This window comes from Streptomyces sp. NPDC050508 (assembly GCF_040655155.1).
In the GTDB taxonomy this organism is placed as follows: Bacteria; Actinomycetota; Actinomycetes; order Streptomycetales; family Streptomycetaceae; genus Streptomyces.
Genome location: NZ_JBFAJJ010000002.1, coordinates 88,687 through 104,505 on the forward strand (window position 1 = coordinate 88,687; position 15,819 = coordinate 104,505).

Below are 15,819 nucleotides of genomic sequence, written 5' to 3' on the forward strand. Positions count from 1 at the left end.
AAGACGCGACAAGGTGTGCCGGGAAGTCTGGTCGGCGAGTGCTCTGTGCTGCCCACCCACCGGAGGTCTCCGTGACCGCGCCCCGCCCCACCGACTCCCGCAAAGTGCTGGGACGGCTCTCCCTGCCCGAGCGGAACTTCGTCGCGGACGCGCTGCGCACCGAGACCGTCGGCGGTGTCCTCCTCCTGATCGCCGCGGTCACCGCGCTGATCTGGGCGAACGTCCCCGCCCTGCACGACAGCTACGAGAGCGTCAGCCACTACCACCTCGGCCCCAGCGCCCTCGGCCTGCACCTCTCGATCGCCCACTGGGCCGCCGACGGCCTCCTCGCCGTCTTCTTCTTCGTCGCCGGCATCGAGCTGAAGCGCGAACTCGTCGCCGGCGACCTGCGCGACCCCAAGGCCGCCGCCCTGCCCGTCGTGGCGGCCCTGTGCGGGATGGCCGTACCGGCACTCGTGTACACGCTCACCAGCCTCACCGGCGGCGGCTCCCTCCAGGGCTGGGCGGTGCCGACGGCCACCGACATCGCCTTCGCGCTCGCCGTCCTCGCGGTCATCGGCACCTCCCTGCCGAGCGCCCTGCGCGCCTTCCTGCTCACCCTCGCCGTCGTCGACGACCTGTTCGCGATCCTGATCATCGCGGTCTTCTTCACCGCCCGGATCGACTTCGTGGCGCTCGCCGGGGCGGCCATCGGCCTGGCCGTCTTCTGGCTGCTGCTGCGCCGGGGCGTGCGCGGCTGGTACGTCTACGTCCCGCTCGCGCTCGTCATCTGGGCGCTGATGTACAACAGCGGCGTCCACGCCACGATCGCCGGTGTCGCCATGGGCCTGATGCTGCGCTGCACCACCCGCGAGGACGAGAAGCACTCCCCCGGCGAGCACGTCGAACATCTCGTACGGCCCCTGTCGGCGGGCCTCGCCGTCCCCCTGTTCGCCCTGTTCAGCGCGGGGGTCGCGATCTCCGGCGGCGCGCTGGGCGACGTATTCACGAAGCCCGAGACGCTCGGCGTGGTCCTCGGGCTGGTCATAGGAAAGGCGGTCGGGATCTTCGGCGGGACCTGGCTGACGGCACGTTTCACCCGGGCCTCGCTCAGCGACGACCTCGCCTGGCCGGACGTGTTCGCGGTCGCCTCGCTGGCCGGCATCGGCTTCACCGTGTCGCTGCTCATCGGGGAACTCGCGTTCGACGGCGACCAGGTACTCACCGACGAGGTCAAGGCGGCCGTCCTGGTCGGCTCCCTCATCGCCGCACTCTGCGCGACCGTGTTGCTGAAGGTCCGCAACGCCAAGTACCGCAAAATGTGCGAGGACGAGGAGCGCGACGAGGACCTCGACGGCATCCCCGACATCTACGAGCAGGACGAGCCGTCGTACCACCTGCGCATGGCGGAGATCCACGACCGCAAGGCCGCCGAACACCGCAGGCTGGCCGAGGTGAAGGCCGCCGAGCGGCACGGGCTTGCCGAAGTGGCGGGCGGGGCAGGCGAGGACAACGACGGTCCGGCATGATCTGACCAGACGGTACAAACACATGCAGACAAGGGAGTACGCGATGAGCGCACCCGACGGCAGCCCGGTCGGCGCCGAACGCAGCATCGGCCAGCTGTTCGCCTCGGCGACGACCGAGATGTCCGCGTTGGTGCACGACGAGATCGCGCTGGCCAAGGCGCAGCTCAAGCAGGACGTCAAGCGCGGGGCGGTGGGCGGCGGCGCGATCACGGTCGCCGTGGTGGTCCTGCTGTTCTCCCTGCCGATGCTCAACTTCGCGCTGGCGTACGGCTTTCGGGCCTGGACCGGCCTGGGCCTCGCGTGGTGCTTCCTGATCTCCTTCGGGGTGAACGCGCTCCTCGCGGTCGTCCTCGTGCTGATCGGCCTGCTCTTCTTCAAGAAGGCCGCCAAGAGCAAGGGCCCACAGAAGGTGGCCGCTTCCGTCAAGGAGACCGCCGGCGTCCTGGGCAACGCGAAGCCGCATCCGCGCGCGGCGATCGAGGACCGTGTCCCCGAAGCCATCGAGGCTGTGGCACGCTCGTCCTCATGACGGACCCCGCCAATCCTTGGGCGCAACCTGCTTCGGTCGTACGGCTCGACATTCCCGGCGGGCGCGAGGTGACCCACCGGGATGTCGCGGCCAACGGCGCGCGCTTCCACATCGCAGAGGTGGGCGACGGGCCGCTGGTGCTGCTGCTGCACGGCTTCCCCCAGTTCTGGTGGACCTGGCGGCACCAGCTGGGCGCGCTGGCCGACGCCGGGTTCCGGGCCGTCGCCATGGACCTGCGGGGCGTCGGCGGCAGCGACCGCACCCCGCGCGGCTACGACCCGGCCAACCTCGCCCTCGACATCACCGGCGTGATCCGCTCCCTCGGCGAGCCGGACGCCGCGCTGGTCGGCCATGACCTGGGCGGCTATCTCGCGTGGACGGCCGCCGCGATGCGCCCCAAGCTGGTGCGCCGGCTCGCCGTCTCCTCGATGCCGCATCCCCGGCGCTGGCGCTCGGCGATGCTCTCCGACGTCAGGCAGTCGACGGCGAGTTCCTACATCTGGGGGTTCCAGCGCCCCTGGCTCCCCGAGCGGCAACTCCTCGCCGACGACGCCGAGTTGGTGGGCGAGCTGATCCGGGACTGGTCCGGCCCGAGCCTGCCGGACGACGAGGCGGTCGAGGCGTACCGGCGGGCCATGATGATCCCGTCGACCGCGCACTGCTCGATCGAGCCGTACCGCTGGATGGTGCGGTCGATGGCCCGCCCGGACGGCATCCAGTTCAACCGGCGCATGAAGCGCCCGGTGCGGGTGCCGACGCTGCATCTGCACGGCTCGCTCGACCCGGTGCTGCGCACCCGCAGCGCGGCGGGTTCCGGGGAGTACGTCGAAGCGCCGTACCGCTGGCGGCTGTTCGACGGTCTCGGGCACTTCCCGCACGAGGAGGACCCGGTCGTCTTCTCGACCGAACTGGTCAACTGGCTGCAGGATCCCGAACCCGACCGGTGACCCATCGATGACCCGTCGATGACCGGTCAGTGACCGTCCCACTGCGCCCGGTATCCGGACCTGAACACCTGTACTACGAACGGCCACTTGCCTCGCGCATACGCCAATTGGGGCCCCAAGGGGTGGTTATCGACCTTGGGGCAGGGGCAGACGGAGGGGTATGGGCTGGACGCACGACTACAGTGACGCAGCACGAAATCGCCGCTCGGACCACGGTCTGAGCTCTCACCAACGGGGCGCCCCGCAACTCCAGGGCACAGACCTCAGGGTGGGGATCCCGCGCATTCTGCGCCGCCGGGCCCGCTGGGTCTCGGTACGGCTGCGTCACCCACGAGGCTGACGCACCCCCCTTTTTTCAAGCCGGGCTCACAGCGCGCAACTGTCGCTGTCCACCTGCTCGTTCGCGGTACGCCCCTTGACGATGTCCGCCTGGATCTCGTCCGCGGTGAGCGCGTACCCGGTGTCGGGGTCGTCGAGGGACTTCGCGAAGACCACGCCGTACACCTTGCCCTCGGGCGTGAGCAGCGGGCCGCCGGAGTTGCCCTGGCGGACGGTCGCGTAGAGCGAGTACACATCGCGGCGGACCGTGCCGCGATGGTAGATGTCCGGGCCGTTGGCCGTGATGCGGCCACGCACGCGTGCGGCACGGACGTCGTAGGACCCGTTCTCCGGGAAGCCGGCGACGATCGCGCTGTTGCCGCTCACCGCGTCCTTGGTCGCGAACTGAAGGGAGCGCGCCTTCAGATCCGGTACGTCGAGTACGGCGATGTCGCGGTGCCAGTCGTAGAGGACGACCTTGGCGTCGTACTTGCGGCCCTGGCCGCCTATCTGGACGGTGGGTTCGTCGACGCCGCCGACGACGTGCGCGTTGGTCATGACGCGGCGGTCGCCGAAGACGAAGCCGGAGCCCTCCAGGACCTTGCCGCAGCTCTGGGCGGTGCCCATGACCTTGACGATGGACTGCTGGGCGCGGGTGGCGACCGCGCTGGAGGCGAGGGCGGGGTCGGGCGGCTGGACGTCGTTGATGGGCTCGTTCGCGAACGGGCTGAAGACCTGCGGGAAGCCGTTCTGCGCGAGGACCGAGGAGAAGTCCGCGAACCAGGTGTCGGCCTGCGCGGGCAGCGCCCGGGACACCCCCAGCAGCACCTTGGAGCTGCGGACCTCCTTGCCGAGCGTCGGCAGGGTGGTGCCGGCCAGCGCGGAGCCGATCAGCCAGGCGACCAGGAGCATCGCGAGGACGTTGACGAGGGCGCCGCCGGTCGCGTCCAGGGCGCGGGCCGGGGACCAGGTGATGTACCGGCGCAGCTTGTTGCCGAGGTGGGTGGTCAGGGCCTGGCCGACGGAGGCGCAGACGATGACGATGATGACCGCGACGACGGCCGCGGTGGTGCTGACCTCCGACTTGTCGGTCAGCGCGTCCCAGATCACGGGCAGCGTGTACACGGCGACGAGACCGCCGCCCAGGAAGCCGATCACCGACAGGATGCCGACGACGAACCCCTGGCGATAGCCCACGATCGCGAACCACACGGCGGCGACCAGCAACAGGATGTCCAGCACATTCACGAGCGACACCCTGTCATGACCGCCAGTCGAGGGGGACCTGCTTCTCACGGTCCCAGGGCCTCTCCCAACCGGAGTAGTGCAGCAGGCGGTCGATGACTCCGGCCGTGAAACCCCACACCAGGGCCGATTCGACCAGAAATGCCGGACCCAGGAAGCCGCTGGGGTGCGTGACCGTGACCCTGTTGGCCGGGTCCGTGAGATCCGCCACGGGGACGGTGAACACGCGCGCCGTCTCGTTCGGATCGACCACGCCCACCGGCGTCGGCTCCCGCCACCAGCCCAGCACCGGTGTCACCACGAAGCCGCTCACCGGGATGTACAGCTTGGGCAGCACGCCGAAGAGCTGCACTCCGGCCGGGTCGAGCCCGGTCTCCTCCTCGGCCTCGCGGAGAGCGGCCCGCAAGGGCCCGTCGCCCGTCGGATCACCGTCCTCGGGGTCGAGTGCACCGCCGGGAAACGACGGCTGACCGGCGTGCGACCTGAGCGAGGTCGACCGCTCCATGAGCAGCAGCTCGGGCCCGCGCTCCCCGTCCCCCTCGCCGAACAGGATCAGGACCGCCGACTGCCGCCCCGCGCCGTCCTCCGGCGGCAGGAACCGGCTCAGCTGCAGCGGCTCGACCGTCTCCACGGCGTGCACCACCGGGTCCAGCCAGCCCGGCAGCCCCTCCTTGCTGAGCACCACACCCTGGGTATTGCTCGCCCGTGTCATCCCCCACCCCCGTTCCCACTGATCAACGCCCGATACCTCCGAGATCGTTCCGTCTTCCGGCCCCCGATGTCATGCCGAATCCCGTCACGCCGATCCCAGGGGCTGCGCCGGTTTGCCGCCCGCGTCCAGATAGGCCTGCGGCGGGTTCAGCCGCTGGCCCGGATAGCCGCCCTTCTCGTACTTGAGCAGCTTCTTCGCCTTCTCGGGGTCGGTCTCGCCCTCGCCGTACGCCGGGCAGAGCGGGGCGATGGGGCAGGCGCCGCAGGCGGGCTTGCGGGCGTGGCAGATCCGGCGGCCGTGGAAGATCACGTGGTGGGACAGCATCGTCCAGTCGCTCTTCGGGAAGAGCGCTCCCACGGCGGCCTCGATCTTGTCGGGCTCGGTCGCCTCGGTCCACTTCCAGCGTCGTACGAGCCGCTGGAAGTGTGTGTCCACGGTGATGCCGGGCCGCCCGAAGGGGGTCGTCACATTAGCACCATGGTTCCCCGTACCCGCCCGGCACTCGTCACAGGCGCACGCGTTGCCGGTCACGACGAACGAAGTCTTACGGCCTACACCAGGGAGTTTCACCAGTTCAGCCGTGGTCTTGGGCACCATGCCGTCGTAGTCGGCCATGATCGCAGCAGCAAGCCCGACGATGCTCCGGGTCTTGGCTCGGAAGAACCCCGTGGGACGGATCAGCGCCTCTACGTCCTCAGTCTCAGCCCCGGCGAGATCAGCGGGGCGGGGGTACTTGGCGAACAGTCCGGGCGTTACCTGGTTCACCCGTAGGTCCGTCGTCTGCGCGCTGAGCACCGTTGCCACCAACAGTTGCCACGCGTTCTCAAAGTCCAGTTCGCAATGCGCGTACGGGTAGGTCTCGGCAAGTACACGGTTGATCTTCCGTGCCCGCCGGACAAGCGCCGTTCGGGTCTCTTCGGCCATGAGGGCCAGCGTAAGGGCACAAGTAGCCCCGTCCGGCTGTCACGGGGGAACGGCAGCCGGACGGGGCAACCGACACGCTGAGCCTTTGCTTGGGCCATCGCTCAGCGGGTCGGGTCTATGCGGGACTCAGCTGCGAGAGCGGGATTACCCACTCACAGCCCCCACCGTTTGGCCGGACGAACGCAGCAGTCATCTTGCGTCGCTCGCCCGGCGTACCGGCCGGGTCTTCCCAATCCTTCATGATCTCTTGCAGTACGCCGGTCCGTACCCCGTCGCTGACTACCTTGCCGATGTGATCTCGGGAGACCGTCACCCCGCCTCCTCTCGACGCTCACAGCGGGCGCAGGGAAAGGGGCAGGGAGGCAGGGAGTTGGGCGGGAACGCAATCACGCCGGACACCGGATCAAGGGTGCCGCCGTACTCAGTCCACCAGTCTCCCTCAGTGGGCCGTTCGGAGCCTTCAACGAGGCTGACTAGCTCCGGGGCCGGTAAGGCGCTCTCACGACCGTGCAGCCGCCTTGCGGGGGCAGTCATCCGACCGTCGCCCCCTCACCCAACATGGTGCGTACGCGAGACAACTTCGGCTCTTCGTGAGGGTGGTTGTTGATCTCAATCAACACGTCCCGATCACCGTCAGCGAACCACTCATCAGCCAGCGCCGCACAAACGTCACAGCCCGGAGCGGGAGTTGCCCGGATCTCCGGATACCGGCCCGAGACGATCTCACCGTGTCGCGCGTCGGTGTCCGCCGTGGTCTGACTCGCCATGGTCGCTGTCCCCTCACGTGGTCCGATGACAACCACGCTAGGAACACTGGAACCCCAACTCACAGCCGATTGCACGAGATTGCACGCCAATCACCCAAGTGAGTCCATGGCCGCTCTGATCAGCGCCTGTGCCTTCACGCCGTACACCGAGTTATCGGCCAGTGCGGTGAACGTGTCTGCGTACATGGTCACTTCTCGGGGCTGCGTGAGTGTGAGGTATCCCGAGACCAACTCAACGTTCACCTGTGCTGTGTCGAATATCCAGAAACCCTCAACCGGCATTCGTGAGCGGCCGAGTTTCATACGCACCACACCCAAACTGACATTGGGCAACGCAGCGACCGTGAGCAAGTGCTCAAGTTGCTCAACCTGCGTATCCGACTCACCGAGTGCGTTCCTTAGAACTGACTCCTCCACCAGGAACGCGAAACGACGCTGACCCTCATACAGCACGCGCTGACGTTCCATTCGTGCGGCGACGGCATCGGCCACATCGTCAACCTCAACCCGGCGACGCTGTACGGCGCGCAATACGTCTTCGGTGTAGCCGTGGGTCTGGATCAACCCAGGCACAAGCCCCGGCGAGTAGCAGCGGAACCAACGCGTTCGTTCATACAGCGGCAAACGCGCTTCCTGGGCCTGTCGCAGCCCCGCACGCTCCATCCGGCGCCATTCCACCCACATGCCCTCTACGGCACGCAGGGAGGCAATCAGGTCTTCGGTCTGGTCTTCTGCGTCGCAAGCACTGCACCACGCGCGGATGTCGTCAGCAGAGGGTGCGGTCTTCGCGGTAGAGATCCGAGACACCTTGGCCGGATGCCACCCGCACGCCTCAGCGAGTCGCTTACCGTCCAACCCGGCGTCCTTGCAAATCTCCCGAAGGCGATCGGCAAGGACTTTCCGGGCGGCCTGGACACTTGATGATCCTGATGCGGGCATGGTGCGGGCCGGTCAGACCGGCTTGTACTCCTCGTGAGATGTGGCCCGTTCCCAGACCGTTTCGAATGCCGTACTCACCAGCGTCACGACCGCTGGCTCAGTGCACCACTCGCGATCAACTACCTCACCGATTCCGGAGAAGTACGTGAACAGCACTGAGGAGTTGTCGAACATCCAAAGGTCTGTTCCGGGTAGGGGGATGTCGGCTGCCTTTCGCCGGGGCAACCAGCGGACCAGCTCACCCGCCGCAACGTTCGGAAACGTCACGTCGTATTCGTACCTGATGTAGTCCGTCACAGGTTCCGAGACGATCCGAGCACGCCGCATTACGACTCCGCGCGCTGTCGTCTCGGTTACCACATCGAGAAACGGACGCCACCATGTCGACCGGTCAGCGGCCGGGTCAAGACGCTGCCCGCCCTGCCACGCGATGAACTCGGGGTCGCTCGGCTGGTACGCGTCGCGCATTTCCAGGTGAACGGCTGAGTGACGCGCCTTCGCCAGACCCTCAAGTACAGGGTTCGTCATCGTTGCTACTCACTGTCGGGGCGGGGGATGTACTGGAGCATGACCTTGGGAAGCCTGACGATCGTCTCGTGATCCGGCACGTCAGTGGAGTGACCCGGAATTGAGCCGATCTCCTGGCACGCCTTCACTTCCTCCTCCGTGGCCTTGTACGACTGGATCAACAGGTCCCCGGTCTCTTCGTCCAGCCAGATGGTTGGGGAGTCCGTGTCAGGCGTGTTCGGGATGATCCCCAGGAACCGTAGCGGCATGTCGTGTCCCTCCGTCGATGCGATTGCGTCCGATTGCACGACCATCACCCGCCTGACGGATCACGTCAAGAGGGCGTGCGCCCAGGGCACTTGGAGTCAGCCGACACACTTATCTGACGCATCGTCAGATACCAGAAACGTGAGAAGCCCCGCACCGGCCACCAGGAAAGGCAGCGGATACGGGGCTGTGGTCATGCGTCCTGTCTGCATCCGTAGGAAAATGTTCCCTATGAACAGCACAGGACTACCCGCAGACGTAAATGAATTCATGGACGATATTGCCATGAACGTCAAACAGTCCGGTTGTCTCGCGTGGGAAGAAAAGGCCAAGATCAAGGAAGCTATGATGGATTATCGCGACCGCTGGTCACGGTCCCGAGTTACACCAGAAGCGCTACGCGAAAAGTGTCTTCAAATTGGCATGAGGGACGACGAGACACGCCTCACCATGGATTGGCTGAATAAGACCCAGAATGGTCGGCAATTGAATCCGTCGAGACGCATCGGGCTTAGATGGCCTGAGTGACCAGGGCATCAAATGGGGTTGGATATCTCCGCGCAAACGCCCCCAGTTGCGGCGCTAGCTTTTCCCCTCCCTGCCGCGCTCCTGTCAGGCCCGGAGGGGGTCACCCCCCAGGGTGGGGACTCAGAAGGGTGGTTCTTCGGCCTCAGCGTCGCGCTTCTCTGTCCAGTGCTGCCATTCACGCTGAGCCTGTGACTGTCTCCGCCTCTCAGCGACTACACCACCAGCCTGGTTACGGCCGGTCTCGCGGTTATGGCAGCGCACACAAAGGGCTCTTAGGTGCTCATGCGCGTTCGGATCAGTGACGCCACGCTTAACCAGCTCCTTGCGGCTCAGAGGAAAGTGATCAGCAACCTTGGAAGGCTGACGACACAACACGCACCATGCATTCACGTACAGGAATGACTCACGCTTGCGCGGCCAATCCTTGCCGTATGCGCTGGTCCCCTTCTCGGCGCGTCGGGCAGTCAGCATGTGCACATGATCAGGGCAGGTCCGTTCCTTACCGCTGACGGAGTTGGGGCAGTTGGGTACGGCAGGGCAGGGGCGCCGGGGGCGGTATGGCATAGGGGGTCACCTACGGATTTCCGGATGTGGGGGCATCGGTAATGGCGCTGAATAGCTCCACATCACTGAGCCCGTGGATTGCTGCCACGGCGTCTATCTCCTGTTGTACGTCGTCCAGCGGGTCTATCTCATCTTCCGCAGAACACAGCATGTTCCGAATGGCTTGCACTAGGTACGCTGCCCGTTCCGGATTGGCGTTGCCGTGAGCGAGTATGACGCTCAACTCTTCGGCGTAAGTGAGCGCATATCTCAGCGATTGAGTCAGCGACTCAGCGTGTGAGGGCGCGCAGCCATCAGCCAACATGGGCAGTCTCCTTACGTCAGCAAACACGCCAGCGAAGAGGTTGTCAGGAAAGAGCGCAGGTCACGAAACCTGGGGGTTTTTGCCGGCTCGGGGTGCCTGGTTGCGGCAGCACACTCCGGGGAGGGACCCCCTTGCCGACACAGAGGAGCGCGACAGGGAGGGGAAGACCTGCCATGGCTAATTGAACAGTTTGCGCGGAGCGCATTCGCCCTTGACCCGCTGTCCTGTCCAGCCTGAACATGCCCTCATGGACGCAGGAACAGCAGCCGTACTAGGCGCACTTGCCGGATCAGTGGCAACAATCGGCGCAGCGTTAGCAACAGGTTGGGCTCAGCGAGAAGGGGCGCGAATCACTGCCCGGTCAGAACATCGGAGCCAAAGAAGGGAGCCCCGACAGGCTATCTATCGAGAGTTCATTGCAGTTGGATCATTGATGCGAAATCACACGTCACCCTACAGCCTGGGCGAGGAATACATTCCCAACGAATTAGATGAAGATCACCGCAATCGCATATTTGAAGCCGCGCAGGTTCTGAAAAATAAAGCGTTCGATGTTGCGCTATCCGGGCCGGAACAAGTGACAAAAGTAGCTATAAGGATCGAACACCTGAGTTGGGAGTTGGCCGCCATCTTGGGCGCTCTTGAACAGCTCAATATTCCTGGCAATGAGCAACAGCGGCAACGAATACGCGCACATGTGGCACGGACTGCTGGGGATCTCGGAAAAGAGCTTGATTCCTTCGTGCTAGCGGCTCAAAAGGCGCTCGATGATGACGGAACTCGCAGATAGGTGCCCTGCCCGGTTGGATACAGGACACCTATCATCAACGGCGCTTCCACACGCGGTAGCAAGCCAGACACATTGACTTTCGGTAGCCCGGATAATCAGGCCGGACGCCACGGGCGACTAGCTGAGCGCGCGTCAGCGGATAGAAGACGGACACGGCAGCCGGGCTTTCAGTGCTGTTCTCTGTCCGGGGGCACAGCTCACAGAATGGGCTGTCAGCCATAGTTGTCCGCCCACATCTGCCGCAGCACGTCTAGCGGAATGGTCGGGGGGATCAGTGGGTTGCCCTCAGCGTCATAGTGCGCCAGATCTACCACCGTGTTCCGCATTTGGACGATTCCCCGGATTACCGGCGCTGCACCAGGCTGAGGAAAGACCACGTCCGCCGGACTGTGTGTGTCAGCGAAGCACGGGGCTCCGTTCGCATCCCGGGGCCACACCAGGTAGGCAGGCTGGCCGTTGTAGTCCGGCCCCGGGTCGAGTAGGTCATGGACCATTACTCAACCTCACCCTTGATGGCCCGGTTTCGCTTCGCCTCAAAGGCTTCCGAGAACTCGGCAGCCCGACGGTTAGCCTCTCCCTCAACGATCCTGGTCAGCTCAGCGGCAACGTCTACCGAATAGAAACGGTCCCCCACAGGAACCGTGCGATGCGAAACCGGAATCTCTAGGGCTGACTCGGCGTTCTGAGCCGCCTGCACCACGATACGGCGCTTTTCACGAGCCGCCGCGAAACGAATCAGGCCCTCAAGAAATCCCATCGAATTGGGATCGTATTTGAAAGTCGCGTCCCCCTCAGAGTCACGCGCGTCAGCGGCAATCTCAGTCCATCGAGAAAGAAGGTCCCGGTCGTACTCACGGGCACGCTCAGCGCGCTCAGTGGCAACCTGAGCCTGTCGGGCAGCCTCAACGGCCTCAGCCTCAGCCAACTTCACGGCAGCCGCTTCAGCAGCCTTACGCGCCTTCTCAACAGCGTTCTCAGTCATGTGTGTTGTCCCTCCGGAAGTCAGTTAGCGTCTAGCTGAGTGGCAGCCTTGCGGGCATTCGCGGAATACCCCATGGACATTCGCAGCTCAGGGGAAATGATCACGCCCTGAACCTCAGTGCTCCGAAGATGAGCGGCCACGGCGTCAGCCTCTTCGCTGGCCCCGGCTGCAATCGACTCAACGTGCTGCCGATTTCGCTCCGGGCTTCCCTTCTCCGTTGAAGTCGTGTCGGTGGTGCTCATGTACCACGGGGTTTCAGTCATCGGTCATTTCCTCTTTCACGGTTTGGCCATCTCTGAAATTTCGGAGGTGGCTAGGTGCGGTAGTAGACCCGGTCATGAAACGCCGGATTTTTGGGACGAAGCCCTATGTAGCGTTTGCCATAACGCCGGTCAGTGCGCTTATAGCCTGTGGCTCGTAGCAGACGGTCAAAGGTGCCCAGCGGAATGAAGCTGGGGCCGCTGATTTCCTTGCACGCATCGAAAAGGAGCCCTGTGCTTGCATCCGCATTCGGGCACCCTTCGAGAGCTTCACCAACAATGCGCGCGAACATGTCGACGTACGCCCGGTCAGCGTCAGTCAGATTCGGCATGGTTACCGCCTAGCGCGAGGATGCGAACCACGGCCAGCGCTGCGAAAAGCTTAGTGCGCGCGTGTTCATCCTTCGGCACTATTGCGTGTTCTTCGAGAATGTCTACGGCCTGTGAAGCCCCGATTGCATCCATTGGAATCACTCCGAATTTCATGAGGAAGGGGGTCAGCCGGCTCGGATATCATGGTTTTTCCGAGCGCGGGTTATCGGTGTCCACCTGCAATGGCGGCAGACTCTTCAGGGGTGAGGTAGCCAAGCCCCGTTTCCCGTACGCGCCACCAGTCAAGGGTCATTGCCTTGACGGCTTGCCTGTGCTCTTCGTCGTAGCGCTGCCGTCCGGCTTCCGTAAGCGCGTCAACAACAGCGGAAAGAACCGCCTTGCCGTGTTGTCGGAAAGCCCGGTCATAGGCCCGGTGGTCACGCTTGCAGAGCGGCATGTAATACGCCGTGCTCTCAGACCATAGGTAGCCGTCCCGGTAAATCTCAGCCGGGTCCTGGTGCGTATAGCTCCACTCAGCGGCGAAGGTCCCACAGAACTGACAGGGCTTGTGGCTAGCCGGTCCCTTGGCCTCAACAACGCGCTTGTGCGCTGCTTTGTACTCAGACTCTGCCGTAGGCATGGTGGAAGTCCTTTGGTGTGGTAGCCCGCGAATCAGCGCGCGGAAACGAGAAAAGCCCCCAGACACGGGGAGTGAAAGAAGGGGCTACCACGCGCCTTCGATCTCTCAACCCATGCCCGGGGGCCGGTTCAGTGGCTATGGATACTCCCCCATAGCTGGGGCTGTTCTACGGGCCTGGTGTGGTAGCCGCCCGCGCGGAGGGGTTAACTCGTCCTCCGAAATGTATCTAGCGAGTGGAGTGCCTACCAGCGACCGACGAATAACGCTCTGACCTGCACCAATACGGAAATACTCGAATTTAAATATGACAGACGTCACACAAGATTGTGAAATGCGGCGATTCTAGGTGTGTAGATAGTGCTGTTCGGAGTGGAGGTCGCCGTATTGCTTAGGAGCCCCTAGAGCTAAATTGAGATGACTGCATAAACTACACTTCCTACATTTATGCAGGTCGGATAGGGTTTCCTGACGGAGTGTCAGAAAGCTTTCTACATCCGGACAGTTTTCGCTCCGTTTCCCGCTGACCCCCTCAAGGCTTTGAGCGCCCATGTGAGCCTCCGTCCGCCCGTCGCCGGTAGCCGGGCAGTCCGAATCCCTGAAAGCCCCTCAGTAAGGCTCACAGGGCAGCAAGAAGCCCCGCCGGGCATTGCTGCCTGACGGGGCCTGGTGGTGCTACGCGGCAAGAGCCTCCGGGAAGCCCTGTAGTGCCGCCTGCAAGGCTTCCAGCCGCCGTATGCGCTGCCTGGCGTACTCAGTGACCTCCTCGGCCCTCACAGCGCCGTACAGGGCTTCGAGTTGGCGCGTGATGTGCCGCCACTCCAACTCGCGCAAGTACGCTGCCTCTTCCGCCTCGCACTGCGCTTCGAACTCCGCGCGTGTCATATCCTGGTGCCTTCCCCTGAGAGGGATACCAGCCCGGTCTATCCGCCAAGATCCGGCCGGGCTGGTGCCAATTGTTTACGCGGCTTCCGCGCCCTCTTCGTCTCGCTTCAACTGCACGAATTCCAGTTCAATCCGCTTCGTCACGTCGTAGCCACCTCGCACGCGGCCCCCGTGGGCATTTACCGTGGGCCTGACCGTGATCTTGCGCACGAACAGTTCAACGAACTTCCGCTTCTCGGCAAGATCCGCCGTGGCCCACCATGAACCTTCGCCTAGCGGGTCGCCATTTTCGGATTCCAGCCATCCGGCTAGCGGAAGTTCCACGCTTTCCGGATCGGCCAACGCTGATAGGCCTTTCTCTGCCGCGTTGATCCTGGCCTCAATGCGCGCCTTCTTCGCGATGAACCGTTCGCGGCCAATACGACCGGAGTAGAGACCCGCGTCTAGATCGTCGTACAGGTCCGTGAGCGCGTTTTGGGCGTCAGCCCTTTCCGTCACTATTTCGGTTCGCTCTGCGGTTGTCTCAGGGCGTTCTTGTGCCATCGAGAAAACCCGTGCCGCCTCAGTCACGATTTCCAGAGTTTCCGCGCTTACGTCGCTTCGCGTTGCATCCTGAATGACGGCAAATATGCGGCGGGCAACGTAGTCGTCCAAGTGGCTTTGCATCACACTGTTCTTGGCTTCGTGTTCACCGCGCTTCGTCGGAACATTCGTGCCCCTGGTACAGAGATATACCGGCTTCTCTCCGCTGTTCTGTGCCTTGCCCGGTCGTTCGCACTCGCACGTGAGAATAGCTTTACGTTCAGCGTTGCGAAGACCACTGAGAAGCGATGTGCCATGGGCCACGCCTTCACCTTGACCACGGCCCATCAGCCAATCCCGCAGCACGAACCATTGTCCCGGGGGGATGATCGGTTCACAGATCATCTTCGGTCGCCCGTCTTCGTCCCGACGAATCCGGTAGCCAATCAGTGTGCTGGTCCTGGTGCCGTTCTCCCGAACCTTGTAGATCGGCTCTGCGTCCATACCCGCAATCACCGGGTTGAGGAGAATCCACTTCAGCGTCTTTACCGCCCATGCAGAGTTCTTCCGCTCCTTACCCTTCCGCTGGCCACGCGTGGGGACCTTTTGGACTGTCATATCGTCGCAGAGCGCAGACAGCGTTCCCGGATTGCGCTGTCCCGGCTTTCTCGTGACTGGGTCGTGCATGTGCTTGAAGATCAGTGCGACGATGCGCCGAAGGTTTGCCGACTCGGGTCTGTTGTGGACCAGCCGCATAAGCGTCAGCTTGCCGTCTACGTACGACTCAGCGTCGAAACCGTAAGGCGTCTGCCCTCCGAGCCAAGAACCCTTAGCGCGCTGTGCTGCCTTTACGTCGCGAACCTTCCTAGACTTGACCGCCGATTCCTTGTTCACGGCATCAAGGCGCATGATCAGATAAATCAGCGCCATTGTGTCGCGCGGGGCGAATACCCCCTCGGTGACGCTGACGATTGTGATCCCGAGCCTGTGAAGCTCCAGAACAATGGGGGCAGCATCCTCGATCTCCCGACGAGAAAAGCGGCTGACGTCATAGACAATCAGAATGTTGAAGGCGCCAGCGCGGGCAGCCTTGAGCATTTCCTCAAAGCCTGGCCGTTCCGCGTCCGGGTCCCAGCCCGAAATGCCAATGTCTTCGTAGTGCCGGACGAACCGGGCGTTCAGCTCAGCGGCCCGTCCTTCGATCGCCGCCCGCTGGGTGAGGGGGGATGCCTCAGTCTTGTTCGTCTTGGCAGATGACTGCCGTACGTAGCCGACTGCAACGGCTTCGATAGCCGGGGGTGCTGCCAGGAAGGTTCCCGGCACATCGGGGGTCGCGGTGACCACACCTACTCCTAGGGATCGTAGGGACCCC

General features: G+C 63.9%; 17 protein-coding genes. 6 read left to right on the forward strand and 11 right to left on the reverse strand.

Annotated elements, in window-relative coordinates; translation table 11 throughout:
- The first annotated feature begins 71 nt into the window (after nt 1-71).
- The 4 genes from nhaA to AB0I69_RS05455 all read left to right on the forward strand — a co-directional run bounded on the left by nhaA (nt 72) and on the right by AB0I69_RS05455 (nt 3,324).
- The gene (nhaA, locus tag AB0I69_RS05440; protein ID WP_363094242.1) at nt 72-1,508 is read left to right on the forward strand and encodes a Na+/H+ antiporter NhaA; all 1,437 of its coding nucleotides are present in this window, start codon (nt 72-74) and stop codon (nt 1,506-1,508) included.
- A 43-nt stretch (nt 1,509-1,551) separates the two neighbouring features.
- Nucleotides 1,552-2,037, forward strand: a complete 486-nt coding sequence (locus AB0I69_RS05445) for a phage holin family protein (protein WP_363094243.1) — start codon at nt 1,552-1,554, stop codon at nt 2,035-2,037.
- Entirely contained in the window at nt 2,034-2,984 is a 951-nt protein-coding gene (locus AB0I69_RS05450; RefSeq protein WP_363094244.1) for an alpha/beta hydrolase, read from the forward strand. The genes AB0I69_RS05445 and AB0I69_RS05450 overlap by 4 nt, the downstream gene beginning before the upstream one ends.
- Nucleotides 2,985-3,144: 160 nt before the next feature.
- Nucleotides 3,145-3,324 (forward strand): hypothetical protein, encoded by a 180-nt coding sequence (locus AB0I69_RS05455; protein ID WP_078623198.1) that lies wholly within the window; start codon nt 3,145-3,147, stop codon nt 3,322-3,324.
- Nucleotides 3,325-3,350: 26 nt separating this feature from the next.
- Here the strand turns inward: AB0I69_RS05455 and AB0I69_RS05460 are convergent, their stop codons facing one another.
- The 6 genes from AB0I69_RS05460 to AB0I69_RS05485 all read right to left on the reverse strand — a co-directional run bounded on the left by AB0I69_RS05460 (nt 3,351) and on the right by AB0I69_RS05485 (nt 8,665).
- Entirely contained in the window at nt 3,351-4,550 is a 1,200-nt protein-coding gene (locus tag AB0I69_RS05460) for a MarP family serine protease (protein ID WP_363094245.1), read from the reverse strand.
- 13 nt (nt 4,551-4,563) lie between these two features.
- Complete coding sequence (locus tag AB0I69_RS05465; RefSeq protein WP_363094246.1) at nt 4,564-5,259, reverse strand: CoA pyrophosphatase; 696 nt, start codon at nt 5,257-5,259, stop codon at nt 4,564-4,566.
- 84 nt (nt 5,260-5,343) lie between these two features.
- A complete protein-coding gene (gene nth / locus AB0I69_RS05470; RefSeq protein ID WP_363094247.1) occupies nt 5,344-6,183 on the reverse strand; it encodes an endonuclease III in 840 nt (279 codons plus the stop codon).
- Between the two features lie 857 nt (nt 6,184-7,040).
- Nucleotides 7,041-7,889, reverse strand: a complete 849-nt coding sequence (locus tag AB0I69_RS05475) for a helix-turn-helix transcriptional regulator (RefSeq protein ID WP_363094248.1) — start codon at nt 7,887-7,889, stop codon at nt 7,041-7,043.
- 12 nt (nt 7,890-7,901) lie between these two features.
- Nucleotides 7,902-8,417 (reverse strand): DUF6879 family protein, encoded by a 516-nt coding sequence (locus tag AB0I69_RS05480; protein WP_363094250.1) that lies wholly within the window; start codon nt 8,415-8,417, stop codon nt 7,902-7,904.
- A 5-nt stretch (nt 8,418-8,422) separates the two neighbouring features.
- Nucleotides 8,423-8,665: a hypothetical protein gene (locus AB0I69_RS05485; RefSeq protein WP_363094251.1), complete on the reverse strand. Its 243-nt coding sequence runs from the start codon at nt 8,663-8,665 to the stop codon at nt 8,423-8,425.
- A 229-nt stretch (nt 8,666-8,894) separates the two neighbouring features.
- Here AB0I69_RS05485 and AB0I69_RS05490 point away from each other — a divergent pair, with 229 nt between their 5' ends.
- Nucleotides 8,895-9,191 carry a hypothetical protein gene (locus AB0I69_RS05490; protein ID WP_363094252.1) on the forward strand — a complete coding sequence of 99 codons (297 nt, stop codon included), beginning with the start codon at nt 8,895-8,897 and terminating at the stop codon, nt 9,189-9,191.
- A gap of 574 nt (nt 9,192-9,765) precedes the next feature.
- On the opposite strand, the gene AB0I69_RS05495 is transcribed toward AB0I69_RS05490, so the two are convergent.
- A complete protein-coding gene (locus AB0I69_RS05495; protein WP_363094253.1) occupies nt 9,766-10,059 on the reverse strand; it encodes a hypothetical protein in 294 nt (97 codons plus the stop codon).
- 247 nt (nt 10,060-10,306) lie between these two features.
- On the opposite strand from AB0I69_RS05495, the gene AB0I69_RS05500 reads away from it, so the two are divergent.
- On the forward strand, nt 10,307-10,849 hold the full coding sequence (locus tag AB0I69_RS05500) for a hypothetical protein (protein ID WP_363094254.1): 543 nt from the start codon (nt 10,307-10,309) through the stop codon (nt 10,847-10,849).
- A 493-nt stretch (nt 10,850-11,342) separates the two neighbouring features.
- Here the strand turns inward: AB0I69_RS05500 and AB0I69_RS05505 are convergent, their stop codons facing one another.
- The 4 genes from AB0I69_RS05505 to AB0I69_RS05520 form a co-directional block, all read right to left on the reverse strand.
- Complete coding sequence (locus AB0I69_RS05505) at nt 11,343-11,831, reverse strand: hypothetical protein (RefSeq protein WP_363094256.1); 489 nt, start codon at nt 11,829-11,831, stop codon at nt 11,343-11,345.
- Nucleotides 11,832-12,144: 313 nt separating this feature from the next.
- Entirely contained in the window at nt 12,145-12,423 is a 279-nt protein-coding gene (locus AB0I69_RS05510; RefSeq protein ID WP_363094257.1) for a hypothetical protein, read from the reverse strand.
- A gap of 203 nt (nt 12,424-12,626) precedes the next feature.
- Nucleotides 12,627-13,043, reverse strand: coding sequence for a hypothetical protein (locus tag AB0I69_RS05515; RefSeq protein ID WP_363094258.1), 417 nt, complete (start codon nt 13,041-13,043; stop codon nt 12,627-12,629).
- A 957-nt stretch (nt 13,044-14,000) separates the two neighbouring features.
- Nucleotides 14,001-15,791 carry a recombinase family protein gene (locus AB0I69_RS05520; protein WP_363094259.1) on the reverse strand — a complete coding sequence of 597 codons (1,791 nt, stop codon included), beginning with the start codon at nt 15,789-15,791 and terminating at the stop codon, nt 14,001-14,003.
- Nucleotides 15,792-15,819 lie beyond the last annotated feature (28 nt).

Coding starts and splice junctions, on each gene's coding strand:
- AB0I69_RS05505 (WP_363094256.1), bottom strand. CDS start 11,831: ATGACTGAGAACGCTGTTGAGAAGGCGCGTAAGGCTGCTGAAGCGGCT.
- nth (WP_363094247.1), bottom strand. CDS start 6,183: ATGGCCGAAGAGACCCGAACGGCGCTTGTCCGGCGGGCACGGAAGATC.
- AB0I69_RS05510 (WP_363094257.1), bottom strand. CDS start 12,423: ATGCCGAATCTGACTGACGCTGACCGGGCGTACGTCGACATGTTCGCG.
- AB0I69_RS05515 (WP_363094258.1), bottom strand. CDS start 13,043: ATGCCTACGGCAGAGTCTGAGTACAAAGCAGCGCACAAGCGCGTTGTT.
- AB0I69_RS05500 (WP_363094254.1), top strand. CDS start 10,307: ATGGACGCAGGAACAGCAGCCGTACTAGGCGCACTTGCCGGATCAGTG.
- AB0I69_RS05445 (WP_363094243.1), top strand. CDS start 1,552: ATGAGCGCACCCGACGGCAGCCCGGTCGGCGCCGAACGCAGCATCGGC.
- AB0I69_RS05465 (WP_363094246.1), bottom strand. CDS start 5,259: ATGACACGGGCGAGCAATACCCAGGGTGTGGTGCTCAGCAAGGAGGGG.
- AB0I69_RS05455 (WP_078623198.1), top strand. CDS start 3,145: ATGGGCTGGACGCACGACTACAGTGACGCAGCACGAAATCGCCGCTCG.
- AB0I69_RS05480 (WP_363094250.1), bottom strand. CDS start 8,417: ATGACGAACCCTGTACTTGAGGGTCTGGCGAAGGCGCGTCACTCAGCC.
- AB0I69_RS05475 (WP_363094248.1), bottom strand. CDS start 7,889: ATGCCCGCATCAGGATCATCAAGTGTCCAGGCCGCCCGGAAAGTCCTT.
- AB0I69_RS05490 (WP_363094252.1), top strand. CDS start 8,895: ATGAACAGCACAGGACTACCCGCAGACGTAAATGAATTCATGGACGAT.
- AB0I69_RS05450 (WP_363094244.1), top strand. CDS start 2,034: ATGACGGACCCCGCCAATCCTTGGGCGCAACCTGCTTCGGTCGTACGG.
- AB0I69_RS05495 (WP_363094253.1), bottom strand. CDS start 10,059: ATGTTGGCTGATGGCTGCGCGCCCTCACACGCTGAGTCGCTGACTCAA.
- AB0I69_RS05485 (WP_363094251.1), bottom strand. CDS start 8,665: ATGCCGCTACGGTTCCTGGGGATCATCCCGAACACGCCTGACACGGAC.